Genomic DNA, 13,252 nt, shown 5'->3' with positions numbered 1-13,252 from the left:
AAGCTAAAAGCTAAAAAAGTCAAAAGGCCAGAGGGTTGAAATTTAATATTTCAACAAATAGCCATAAAAAAGCCCCTAACTGACAAATCAGACCAGGGGCATATTTTAATGTGTTGGTTGTATTGTTATTTAGCAAACAATAATTCTCTGAATTTTGGTAAAGGCCAAATATTGTCATCTACCAAAAGTTCCAATTTGTCGACATGGTATCTGATAGGTTCGAAGAAAGATTTAACCGTTTCGTCATAAGCGATAGCTTTCTCACGGGCATCTTCAATCTTGTTCGCAACTTTTCTGGCTTCAACCATATCCTGAACATTTGTTTTGATGAAGTTCAAGTGAGCAGATAACTCTTCGATAATATAAGTTTGCGCTTGATAAAATTCCGGTCCGTAACCGATCTCTTTTAAGCCTTTAATATTTTCGATAACTTCTGTTTGATACTTGATTGCAGCCGGGATAACGACATTAGTTACTAAATCGCCGATAACGCGAGCCTCGATTTGAAGCTTTTTGAAATAATCCTCCAATAAAATTTCATGTCTTGCATGAGATTCTCTTTTTGAAAAAACACCTGTATCTTCAAATACTTTCTCTGTTTTTTCGGATACTAAAGCATCTAAAGCTTTTGGAGTAGTTTTGATGTTGCTTAAACCACGTTTTTCAGCTTCTGCAGCCCATTCGTCGCTATAACCATTTCCTTCAAAACGGATATCTTTGGATTCCTTAATGTATTTTTTAATTACTGTTAAGATTGCAACATCCTTTTTATCTCCTTTTTTAATTAGCTTATCAACTTCAACCTTGAATTTTGTTAACTGATCTGCAACAATTGTATTCAAGATAGTCATTGGGTTAGCAGAGTTAGCAGAAGATCCAACGGCTCTCAATTCAAATTTATTTCCTGTAAATGCAAAAGGTGACGTTCTGTTCCTATCTGTGTTATCTAATAAAATTTGAGGGATTTTAGGGATACCGAACCACAAGTTTGGATCTTCTTTTACTTTTTTAAAGATAGCTCTGGAAGATTCGATCTCATCCAAAACATCATTTAATTGCGCACCTAAGAAAATTGAAATGATTGCGGGAGGCGCTTCGTTAGCACCTAAACGGTGATCATTGCTTACGGAGGCAATAGAAGCTCTTAGCAAATCCGCATGTTCATGTACAGCTTTAATCGTATTAACGAAGAAAGTTAAGAACATCAGATTGTTTTTAGGAGTTTTTCCCGGAGAAAGCAAGTTTTTGCCGGTATTAGTAATTAAAGACCAGTTATTGTGTTTTCCCGAGCCGTTGATTCCAGCATATGGTTTTTCGTGTAATAATACTTTAAAGTTATGTCTTTTAGCAACTTTGTCCATTAAATCCATCAACAATTGGTTGTGGTCTATTGCCAGGTTGATTTCTTCATAAATAGGAGCACACTCAAATTGTGAAGGAGCAACCTCATTATGACGGGTTTTTAATGGAATACCTAATAACAAAGCCTCAGTTTCGAAGTCTTGCATGTAGGCATATACTCTTTCCGGAATAGAGCCAAAATAATGATCCTCTAATTGTTGTCCTTTTGCAGAGGCATGGCCAAATAGAGCTCTTCCTGTTATAGCGAGATCTGGTCTTGCATTAAATAAAGCCAGATCAACAAGGAAATATTCTTGTTCTATACCTAATGATGCAGTAACTTTTTCTACGCTTTTATCAAAATATTGACAAACCTCTGTTGCAGCTTTGTCTACTGCAGCAATAGCTTTTAATAATGGAGCTTTATAATCCAATGCTTCTCCTGTATATGAAACAAACACCGTAGGTATACAAAGTGTCTTATTGAATATGAAAGCTGGAGACGATGGATCCCAGGCTGTATAACCACGAGCCTCAAATGTACTTCTTATACCTCCGTTAGGAAAGCTGGAAGCATCTGGTTCTTGTTGTACTAAAGCACTTCCGGCAAACTTTTCGATTGCTCTGCCGTCAGAATCTGGCTCGAAGAAAGAGTCGTGTTTTTCTGCCGTTGTACCTGTTAACGGTTGGAACCAGTGAGTATAATGTGTAACACCCTTGCTCATTGCCCAGGCTTTCATCGCTGAAGAAACGTGTTCTGCAATTTCTCTTTCTATAGGAGTGCCACTTTCGATAGAATTTAAAAGCGTTTTATAGGTGTCTTTAGGAAGATACTCCTGCATTTTGTATTTGTCAAATACATTCGCTCCAAAATAATCAGAAATTTTCGAGGAAGGTCTTTTTACTTCTGGAATTGTTCTTGTAAGAACTGTTTCTAGAGCTTTAAATCTAAAAATTGACATATTTTTTGGTTTTAAGTTCTGTTTTTTAAATGTTTTTCCAAAAATACATCATGTTTTTGGAAAAATGCAATAAAAATTTGGGTGTTTTTTGATTTTTATAATGTTTTTAATGGTTTGACATGGATTTGCCAGTTTTGATAAAATAAAGATATTATTTGTTTGTTTTATTGATAAAATGATAATTTTCAGATTGTATGTGTGTTTTATTTTTATTTATTTTTGAATTTTATTGATATTAAAATATTTTATTAGATTATTTTTTGTGATTTTGGTAAAATTGGTGTGGATTCTTTGATTGTTCAGGGGAATGAGTATTTTACTTTTGAAAGGTATATATTATTTTTAATATATCAGTTTAAAAAGATTTTTAACAATTGAAGGTGGTAATGGCTTATATTTTATCTTTGTGAGGATGTTTAATGATAAAATAGTTAGTGTTTTTTCAAGTGTTGTACCTGATCTTCTTTTTGAAAGATTAATTGAAAGACATAAGTTAGTCACTTTCCTTTATCACGTTGTATCAAACAAAGAACTCCCACATATAAGGCATTTGTATAAATACAAATCAGAGGCTCAATTTGAAAAAGATTTGGACGTTCTTCTTAAATACTATGATCCTTTTGACTTAAGTGGAGGCTTTGAAAATTTATCTTTTAAATCCAAAAAACCTTTAATGATACTGACCTTCGATGATGGTCTGAGAGAATGCTATGAAGTTGTAGCGCCAATTCTTAAAAGAAAGGGAATATCAGCTATTTTTTTTATTAATAGTGGGTTCGTGGATAATAAAAGCTTATTTTATAGATTTAAAGTTAGTTTGATTATAGAGAATATAAAGTCTAATTTTCCAAATCATATTCATGAATTTGTAAATCAAAATTTGCATCAAAGTATTGTTTATTTAAAGTCATTAAACTATAATCAAACTGATATAATAGACTCCATTCTAAAGCAATTATCCATTGATTCGGATGATTTTTTGGATCAGCATAAACCCTATATGTCTAAGGAGCAAATTTTAGATTTAAAAAATATGGGGTTTTCGATTGGTGCTCACAGCATAGATCATCCAGATTTTAAAAATATTTCTTTAGGTGAACAGATTAGACAGGTTAAAGAGTCTGTGGACTATATTAAAGAAGAAATAGGAGTGGATTATAAATACTTTGCATTCCCTTTTTCCGAAAAAGGTGCAGATAATTTGGTTTATAATTTAGCAAAGGAACGAGTTGTAGATATGTTTTTTGGTACATCGGGGTTTAATAGAAATGGTGATAATTATTTTTTACAACAAAGAATCTCTATGGAGTTTGATAATATCCCTTTAGAACGATTTTTAAAAATGCGATATACTGTTTATTTAATAAAACACTTTCTTGGATAAATTATAGAACGATAATAATATATATACTATTACAGTATCTAAAATTAAAAATGAAAAAAATAAAAGATCTTTTAAATTTCAAAATAAGATTATTGATTTTTAGTATACGATACAAAATCAAAAGATTGTACACCAAAAAAGGTAAATATTATTGCGTATGTTGTAATACGTCTGTCAGGAGTTTTCTATCTTTTGGTTTAGTTCCCAGAGAGAATGCTATATGCCCGGTATGTAATTCGTTGGAAAGAACAAGGCTTTTGAAATATTACATTATAAATGAAACAGATATATTTATTGGCAATAAAAAAATATTGCACTTTGCACCGGAACCGATTTTAAGTTTGTGTCTTAGAAAATTATCAAAGCAATATGTTTCTGCTGATATAAGAAAGGATTATGCTGACAGGGAAGAGGATATTCAGAGGCTAACTTTTTCGGATGATGAGTTTGATTATATTATCTGCTCCTGTGTATTAGGGCATGTAGAAGATGAGGCAAAGGCTGTAGAAGAAATGTATAGAGTTTTGAAGGTAGGGGGGAAAGCTTTTATTATAACATTATTGAATACTGAGATTTATGAAACTTTAGAGGATGACTCTATAGGAACTCCTTCTCAGCGTTTTGAACATTATGGAGAATATGATTTATTAAGATTACATGGAGAAGATTTTTTAGAAAGATTAAAGCGACCGAATGTTTTTGTGGAAAAGATGGACTATGCCGATAGATTTTCTGTTGAGGAAAAACAGAAATTCAGTTTGGGAGACAAGAAGAGAGAAATAATATATGTTGCGACAAAAATTAGCTAATATAAAAAGTTGTTGACAGTATGTGGAGAGTTGTCTCAGGAGAAATATGGCAGGATAAAATATCTGGTTTACAACTGCCTTTTTATTATCAATGGAGTTTTATAGAGAGTATATCTAATATCTTTGATGTTGAAGTTTCTTACTATATAAATACTATCAAAGGACAAGATAATGCTTATTATATTTGCTATAATAAAAATGGTAGAGTTTCTAATTTAGAACCTTTTTCATATACCCCTTTTTATATACGCGATGGTATAGCTGAACCGGTATTTTTTGAAGTAGTAGAAAGTTTAGTACATATCTTAAAAGCAAAGTTTAAAACTATTCACTTTAAACTTGAGCCACAACTAAAAGATATCAGGCCACTTATATGGCATAATTTTAAAGCTGAAATAAGATATACGCATGTAAAAAGCGATTTTTTTACTGTACACCCACAGGTAAATAAGAACTTAAAGAAAATTAATGAGAGCAAGTATAAAATAGCTATTAAGACGTTTTCAGAAGAAGGATTAAAGTTAATTCTTGACTTTCAAAGAAAATTTGGTTTCAAAAAAGCAGAATGTGATAATTACAAAATATTATTAGAAGCACTTAGCAAAAAATCACTTATTAGATTTTTTGAGGTTTATGATGCTGCATCTAAACGACTAATTTGTTCCCGGATAGTATTGATAGACAGTTTGACATCCAGGCTCTACCTTTTGATGATTAGTGATACCCATTCGGATGATAAGTATATTCATACATATATGCATTTTATTGTTTTAAATTGGGCAAAAGAGAATGGAATTAAAGATATTGATTTATGTGGAGCTAATATTAAGTCTATATCTATCTTTAAATCTTTTTTTGTAACAGATTTAAGGTCTTATTATGTTGTGTCTTATAATCATTGGGTTTACAATACCGCAATTTATATCAAAGCCATATTCAAAAAAATACTAAAAAAGTGGATATAATTTTATGAATTTTCTGGAATAATTGTTTCTCTCGCCTAGTTTCCTAATAAGTTTTTTCGAGTAATGGAGACTTGATTCAAAGACATGCTGAAGTATTGGCAAAAAAACAAGATAGTAGAGCAGTTTGCCATGCTAGCCGGCTGAAGATCAAAAATCTTATATTAACTAAAAATTGTAGCTCAAAATGAGAATAGATATTATCAGAATAATTTGGAACATCGAAAATATTGATATGTGGAATAAGAAAGAAACTTATTAAAATTATTAAGTAATAGAGTGGAGCGGCCGTAGTCCCAAGAGTCTTCTTACATAGAAATTTTTAATGTTAATGTTTGATGTTGCTTTTTCTTTTAGTAGCTTAGGCTATGAGAAAACCGCTTACACAAAAAATAGTTACTCTAAAACTGCCTGTATGGAAACAGAAACTCTTGGTAAACATTGTTTGTATCCATAATATCCTTTAAACTGTTCAGATGAGTAGTGAATAACAGTAAATCGACCAAAGAATCTTATCCCATTTATACAAGGAAGTGGATATGTGTCATATATTACATATTAAAGTTGTAATTTCATTAATAAAGACATAAAAAATCAGATGCTGAGATTATAATACATCATTTTCTTTAAACATTTCTTTAATAAATTAAAAATTTACATTTTATTTTTTACTAACTTAGTTCTAAAATCTTTAGTATATCCTTGCCACAAAATATAAACGATAGTTATTATATGGACGATGAAAATATCGTTAGTTTTTATGATGAATTTGTTGAAAAACAACGAAAAACAGCTATTAATGAAAGGATTTTTAGATTATACAAAAGAATGCTGAAATTGGGCTTAAAGTCTGGTTCTAATGTTTTGGAATTAGGTTGTGGTATAGGAGCTATGACCTTTTTACTTTCAAAAACGATTAAAGATGGGAAGATAGAAGCTATAGACATAAGTGGTAGATCTGTAGCATTTTCCAGAGATAGAATAAAGAACGCCAACGTGGTATTTTATGAGCATGATGTTGTTAATTATATGTCTTACATAAAAGACATTGATTTTATAACATTATTTGATGTGATTGAGCATATTCCCATTGAAAAACATAATGAACTTTTCTATAATATATCATTGTCTTGTAACAACAAAACTAAAATACTCATTAATATACCTAACCCAGAATGTGTAGAATATGATATAAAAAACAACCCGGAAGCGCTTCAGATTATAGACCAACCTGTACCTTTACAATTTATATTAAAGAATCTGGAAAATAATGGTTTAACACTTTCTTATTTTGAGACATATAGTATATGGGCTGAAAATGATTACCAGTTTTTTGTTGTTAAAAAGAAAACAGATTTTAATGAAATTCTGTTAAAAAAAAATCTCTTTAAAAGAATTATTGATAAACTTAATACAGTACTTATCAAAATAAAATATAATTATAATTGACCAATTTATATTTGTAAGTCTTCTATGCTAATTCGCCGTTGTAAGGAATCAAAGATGTTATGCTATTTTTTTAATGAATGAGTTTTTAGATTATATACTGGTTTTACCGAGTTGGTACCCAAGTAGAGTTAATATATTTAATGGAGATTTTAATGAAAGATTGGTACACGCGGTTTCAAAATATAGAAAACAGATAGTAGTTTATGTTGTACAGGATAATAGTTTGGTTAATGTATTTGTGGAAATTACTGAACAAGACAATATTATAACATATATAATATACTATCAAAAAAAGAACAATTTCATATATACCGCATATCAAGTATTTAAATTATATCTATCTACTTTAAATTCGATATTTAATATTTATGGAAAACCGAAATTAGCCCATATATATGTATTTTATCCGGCAGGTTTGATTTCACTTTATTTAAAATATAAATATGGCTTAAAAACTATACTTACTGAGCATTGGACTATATTTTATAAAGAACAAAAGCACTATATAAATAACCATCATTTTCTAAAAAAACTTCTTTACAGGAAGGTATTAGTATCATTTGATATCATTATAACAGTTGCTAATAGATTAAAAAATGAAATCAGTAAATGGAGTGGGAATAATAAGAAGTGTGTGATTCCGAATGTTGTGGATACAAGATTATTTAACTTTGATAATAACAATAAAGAAAACGATAAGCCTTTTAAGTTTATCCATGTATCGACTCTCGGATATCAAAAGAATATTAATGGTATATTAAATGTAATGGAAAATATTGTCAATAAAACTAATATAGATATGCAATTAGTTTTAATTGGAACTTATAATTCTGAGGTAATTAAGCGTATTTCCAATTCAGCATCTTTATCCCAATATGTGAGTTATGTAGGCGAAATTCCTTACCATGATGTTGCAAAAGAAATGAAAAGGTCAGATGCTTTTATATTATTCAGCCGATATGAAAATATGCCTTGCGTTCTTTTGGAATCACTATGCTGCGGTTTACCGATTATTTCATCCAAAGTAGGTGGTATAGCTGAGATAATAAACGAAGAAAATGGCATTTTAGTAGAAAATGAGAACGAGGAACAACTGGAACAAGCAATTTTTTTTATGATGAATAATTACTCCATTTATGACAGAGAAAAGATTGCTGAAAAATCAATAAAGAAATACAACTACAATAAGATAGGTGAGGAAATAATAGCTATTTATGAAGAGTTAGAAAATTTATGAGATAGTGTCTTGAATTTTGTGTAAATAAAAAAAAGATGGCAGTCATTCCTATTGTGATTAAAGAAAATCAGAACTTCAATTATTACAGTTATACTTATCCTTTTGGAGGTATATTAATTTCTGAGTATTGCAAATAGGAGCTATTATTACGAACATCATATACAAAATATAATTATTTCAGGAGAAGTACTCATTCTCCCTACTTTATCAAATAAATTTTTCCAATATTATTTTTAAAATAAGTATCTCCTTTTGTAAACCTGTGTTTATATTCAGTAGAACTGTCTTGCAAATAAACTTTATAAAAGTAAACACCTTTAGCTAATCTATCGCCAAACATATCTGTACCGTCCCATGTAAAATCAGATACATTGTTGCCTATTTTTATGCTTCCAAGTTCCTCTTTCAGTATTTCTCTAACTACTTTTCCAGAAGTACTTAATATCTGTATTTTCATCTTATCCGGAATTCTATCCCCAGTTAAGGTAAATACGAATTTCATTTTATCAACAACCGGGTTTGGATATGGATAGAAATTACTGATACTGGATTCGTTTATAACTTCAAAGTCGAGAAGATATTCATCTTTGGATTTATTCCCGAATTTATCTTTGCTCATAATTTTCATTGTATATGTTCCGTCAGAAAGTCTTTCAGGTATATATTGCAAAGTCATTTTGTTTTGTTCATTTGTTCCTGTCTGCAGAATTTTTAAATGACCTTGTGAGTAATAATATCTTTTAAACTCGCTACCTGTTTTGCTTTTTAAATAAACTTCCACCAGTGAGGTGTCGTTTTGTAATACAAATTTATTTTCATCTATAGCTGATATGATAAATACAGGTGCCGGACTTACAATTTCGCCATTGATAATTCTTCTACCATCAACAAGAACATCCAGATTGGGCGCTTTGTTGTCTGCTTCAACATCAAAATCATATGAAATTTGGTTGTTGAATGCATAATTATCTCCGTATGTTTTATTTCTTAAACCTATTTGGAGGCGGTTTGTACCCGCTAAGGCATTTGTAGGGAATTTGAAGATCAAAGTGTCATTTTGAAATGCTGCGATTGGTCTTATAGTAATGTTTTTAGAATATTGTGCAGTTTTATTTATTACTTTAAAATCGATATTCAAAGAATCTGACGGTATTGTACTTATATTGCTGATACCTAATTTCAGTTTCAAGGAATCTCCCTGAACCATTTTTTCTGAATGAAAATCATTTAAGTAAGAAGGATTAAATGTAATTTCAGGAGAAGGATCGTATAACACTCTCCAATGATTTAATTTTGGAGTGGTTTTTTCTTTTTGATTATTCAGGTTTATTTTGAATTTGACGTATGGATATTGTTCAGCTGAAACATTACTTAAGTCAATGTCTTCCGTATTTATATTAGACATAATAACATGTTCATTATTATTTCTGTCAATAGCATAAACGTCCACTATCTGTGAATCATTGGGTCTTTGTTGATAAGAAATTTGTGCAGAATTCCATTTTTTTGCCGGACCAAATTTATCTGTAACTAGATAACCGTTAGGTACAGAATATTCCAAATCGTGGGTATATGAAATGGTCTGTTGCCTGGCAGGTAGAGGAGAATCGTAATTGGGCAATATCTCTAAAGCTTCGCCTCTATTTATGCCTTTTCTTCCCCAAAAAGCATAAGGCTCACCTGCATCAATTTTTGTGAATTTATCTAATCCAATGCTATAAAATGCTTCTTTGGCATATTTTGGAAGGTTTTGCAATGAACAATCATTATTGGTTAATCCTAACACATAATACCCGTTGGGCAATTGGTTAATGTATGCTACCATTGAATCTAAAGCAACAGGATCGTTTAGGTTCCAAAAAAACTGCCCTGAATAACCATTAACAAGATCAGGTCCATTTCTGGCATTATATATACTTGGATAATTTACTAGTCCATTTTTTACAACATCGCTGTAACTTGCCATTGTTATACCATAAACTACCAGATCTGTCCATGCTATTGAATTTAAGGGATTTACCCTTATCCTTCTGTCATAATCATCAGGAGGGAGATCGTCACCTCTGGCATTGATAGTGGTACTAAAAATATCTTTTTCAAATTCAAATTCATTACTGTTGGTATTCAAATTCAGATTATGGCTTTTATAATCTGAATCGATGATTTGTTCTGTTTTGCTTATGTTTTTTCCGTAATGATGATCTTTTATATAAGTAAAAGAATTAGACACCCATTCTATGTTGTCGTTATCTATTGCTACCCTCCAGTAATATATTTTATTGTCTTCGAAATTAATATTAGGCTTCCAGGAAGGTAAGATATCCGAAACTATACTAGGCGATGTTTTCTTAAAAGAGCTGTCAAAAGAAGGTACGGTATCTATCTCAAAAAGATATTTTTCATTTTTTGTAAATAGATTGTCCGGTTCTGCCAAAAGGGTAACTTCGGCAGAAACTATACTGTTTTTTATTGGATAGATGGCATTGACACTATTTCCTGGTAAAAAGTAACTGAACGATGCCGAATTGTCGGTTTTGTCCTTTTCATCGAATATATTATTGGGGTCTAATTCTACTTTTATCTTATTGATTCCCGAAGCTTTTATTCCGTTATTGGAAAGTATGGCCGTTAAAGTATCACTGTTTATAACAGGATCTATTTTTATCAGTTTGGTTTCTTCTATGTTTTTTTCTTCTATTTTTCTTGTAATCCTAATATCAAGGTTGTCTGGTATATATTTTCCGATATTTTGTACAATATAATTGATCTCAAAATTTTCCTGTAGGGCGTTTTGATTTACTTTCGCTACATATATTTTATTGTCATCTATATGAAAGTTAGGTTTTTGTGGATTGAAAAAAGTGATATTTGGATCTCCAAAGAAAATATATTGTCTGGAATGTGCTAGATTAAGTCTGTCTGTTAAGTTGGTTTGATCATTTAATCCTAATCTGAATCCTTCTGCAATAGGTTCGGAATAATTATTTACAAACCATCTTGTATAAAATTTACTTGAGAAATTATATAAGTAACTTCCGACACCTTCGCTGGATGTTCCTATCCATGAAATTGCTCCCCTTTCATTAAGTATCATGTTTTCTGCATATGAAGGAGCGGTGCTGAATGCATTACCGGTACTGCAACCATTAACTAAATAGTTTGTAGGTTTATATGCGTTGTTTAAATTGCCAGGGATACCTAAAGAAACAGCAGTTAGAGAAACACTTCCATGTCCCAGGAAGGAAATAAGACTTGTTCCACTGTTTGTATTTGCTATAATACCATCAGTAAGATTTTCGGTAACAGCTTCTGACACTTTTTTATCAAAACTAACCGAATATGCCCCCAAAAATCCGTTTTTGGCGATATTCCCCAAATTTTTCAAATAATTACTGAAAGTCTGATATTCAGATATAGTTGCACCTCCGGTTACATTTATCATCTTTTTTCTCCAAAGAGAATCGGGGAGATTGATATACGTTTTTAATTTTACCAGATATGTATTTATTTCCTCATTTGTTTTTGCAGGAATTCTTCCAACAGCTAATCGAGCTGCTTTTTCTCCGTTGAATATGGCAAGTAAATTATCAGAAGCGGGATAACCATAAGTAGGTACTAAATCAGATGAAAGGTTATCTTTAGGATTAGTCATTCCCCGTCCTAACAATAACAGAGAGGTGGATAAGCCACCACTTTTATCTATATTCCACTTAATAAAATTGTTGATGGCTAATGGATGATGGAAGCCATAATAAAATTCATTATATATATCTTCTGTATATGCTAATAGTGTAGGGATATTCCTTACTTGTTGGTTATAGTTCAGATAGTTTTCTGCGCCTGTAGAAAGGTTTTTATTGGATATAATGATTGCCTTTCTGATATCAGAAACATTAAAACGTCTAAATATTGTTTTTTGATAAGTTGCAGATATTGAGTTATTCAGATCAAATAGGTAAAAATCGGAATTGTTATTGCTAATATTGCTTATATTCAGCGTGTTACCATTTTTTGCTATATTATAAGTGTAATTATTTTTAATGTCGATCAGAATCGGGTTTGAACTGGAAAAAGAAAAACTAAGATTTGAAGAAATATATTGGGCTGGTATACTAAATCTTAATGAATAACTATTATTTAACGTTAGGTTTCTTGGATATAAAATTTCTAAATAGCTTATAGATTGATAATCAGTATGTGTTGAACTAGGGTCAGTAGATAAATCATCAATGACATGAAAATTCAGTGTAGTTGTTTCTCCGACTAAGTTTATATTTTTTGTGTTGCGTATTGTTTTGTATCCGCTAAATAAGGTATCGCAGATTATTGTACTTTCATGTGTGATTCGAAAATGATGATTGTATGAAGAACCTGCTACCGTGGAATTTGATCTTCCTGCTACATAAAAACTAAGTGTTGGCGTAATTCCTGCTGTATTAGCAAATCCTGAAGTATTTATATTGTATGAGCTGGATTGGTTTTTACCGATTAGATTGCTCATATATCCTTCTCCATCTATGTATTCAGATAAGCTCATGGCTTCCAAAATATATTCTCCTGGATAATAGGTAGTTTTGAAATCTGATCTTGATTTTGTTAATACATAGCTTAGTGTGGTTGGAGAAGCAGTATTAAGAGGAATAGTATACCTTAATCCGTCTTTTTCATTATTATAAGTTAAAAAATAATGGTTTTCATCTTCAAACAACGCAACATTAGTATTGGGAATATAGCTTTCGCTGGAATACATTTTTTTATCTAAATCGGCATTATTACTTCTTCCATAAAAGTAAATCACATCATGTGAATCAAATTTACCGTCTTCAGCACCAGAAATTATTAATGGAACTTCAACACCTTTGTTAAAAAGCTGGAAGTGTTTCGGATTTATTTCGCCGTTTCCCGCTATCTCTGAGTTTATAATATCGTTATAAGAGAGCTTATATATACTTTCATTTGATATTGTGATTTTTATATACTTTTTAGAAAAGTTAATCCATTCGTTTCCATATGTGTTTTGGGAAAAAGACTTGAAATTTAAAAAAAGCAGTAAAAAAAAAATATAATAAAGTTTATTCATCGTTAATCCTCAATCGGATTTAAAAATA

7 protein-coding genes are annotated in these 13,252 nt (G+C 30.8%); 5 read left to right on the top strand and 2 right to left on the bottom strand.

What is annotated here, in order from left to right; all coding sequences use genetic code 11:
* Positions 1 to 125: 125 nt before the first annotated feature.
* Positions 126 to 2,303, bottom strand: a complete 2,178-nt coding sequence (locus PEDSA_RS06075) for a glutamine synthetase III family protein (protein WP_013632287.1) — start codon at positions 2,301 to 2,303, stop codon at positions 126 to 128.
* 412 nt (positions 2,304 to 2,715) lie between these two features.
* On the opposite strand from PEDSA_RS06075, the gene PEDSA_RS06070 reads away from it, so the two are divergent.
* From PEDSA_RS06070 to PEDSA_RS06050, 5 genes are all read left to right on the top strand, one after another.
* Positions 2,716 to 3,687, top strand: coding sequence for a polysaccharide deacetylase family protein (locus tag PEDSA_RS06070; protein WP_013632286.1), 972 nt, complete (start codon positions 2,716 to 2,718; stop codon positions 3,685 to 3,687).
* Between the two features lie 50 nt (positions 3,688 to 3,737).
* A complete protein-coding gene (locus PEDSA_RS06065; protein ID WP_013632285.1) occupies positions 3,738 to 4,496 on the top strand; it encodes a class I SAM-dependent methyltransferase in 759 nt (252 codons plus the stop codon).
* Between the two features lie 20 nt (positions 4,497 to 4,516).
* Positions 4,517 to 5,461: a hypothetical protein gene (locus PEDSA_RS06060; RefSeq protein ID WP_013632284.1), complete on the top strand. Its 945-nt coding sequence runs from the start codon at positions 4,517 to 4,519 to the stop codon at positions 5,459 to 5,461.
* Positions 5,462 to 6,190: 729 nt separating this feature from the next.
* Entirely contained in the window at positions 6,191 to 6,907 is a 717-nt protein-coding gene (locus tag PEDSA_RS06055) for a class I SAM-dependent methyltransferase (RefSeq protein WP_041536987.1), read from the top strand.
* Between the two features lie 73 nt (positions 6,908 to 6,980).
* Complete coding sequence (locus tag PEDSA_RS06050) at positions 6,981 to 8,144, top strand: glycosyltransferase (RefSeq protein ID WP_013632282.1); 1,164 nt, start codon at positions 6,981 to 6,983, stop codon at positions 8,142 to 8,144.
* 199 nt (positions 8,145 to 8,343) lie between these two features.
* Here the strand turns inward: PEDSA_RS06050 and porU2 are convergent, their stop codons facing one another.
* Positions 8,344 to 13,224, bottom strand: coding sequence for a putative type IX secretion system sortase PorU2 (gene porU2 / locus PEDSA_RS06045; RefSeq protein ID WP_013632280.1), 4,881 nt, complete (start codon positions 13,222 to 13,224; stop codon positions 8,344 to 8,346).
* Between the last annotated feature and the right edge of the window lie 28 nt (positions 13,225 to 13,252).

The sequence above is a fragment of the Pseudopedobacter saltans DSM 12145 genome (assembly GCF_000190735.1).
GTDB lineage: Bacteria > Bacteroidota > Bacteroidia > Sphingobacteriales > Sphingobacteriaceae > Pseudopedobacter > Pseudopedobacter saltans.
Note: the sequence above shows the minus strand (reverse complement) of the source record. Positions and strands in the feature narration are given on the sequence as shown.

What these genes read in the sequence shown, in the direction of transcription:
- PEDSA_RS06070 (WP_013632286.1), top strand. Translation starts at nt 2,716, where the DNA reads ATGTTTAATGATAAAATAGTTAGTGTTTTTTCAAGTGTTGTACCTGAT.
- porU2 (WP_013632280.1), bottom strand. Translation starts at nt 13,224, where the DNA reads ATGAATAAACTTTATTATATTTTTTTTTTACTGCTTTTTTTAAATTTC.
- PEDSA_RS06055 (WP_041536987.1), top strand. Translation starts at nt 6,191, where the DNA reads ATGGACGATGAAAATATCGTTAGTTTTTATGATGAATTTGTTGAAAAA.
- PEDSA_RS06065 (WP_013632285.1), top strand. Translation starts at nt 3,738, where the DNA reads ATGAAAAAAATAAAAGATCTTTTAAATTTCAAAATAAGATTATTGATT.
- PEDSA_RS06050 (WP_013632282.1), top strand. Translation starts at nt 6,981, where the DNA reads ATGAATGAGTTTTTAGATTATATACTGGTTTTACCGAGTTGGTACCCA.
- PEDSA_RS06060 (WP_013632284.1), top strand. Translation starts at nt 4,517, where the DNA reads ATGTGGAGAGTTGTCTCAGGAGAAATATGGCAGGATAAAATATCTGGT.
- PEDSA_RS06075 (WP_013632287.1), bottom strand. Translation starts at nt 2,303, where the DNA reads ATGTCAATTTTTAGATTTAAAGCTCTAGAAACAGTTCTTACAAGAACA.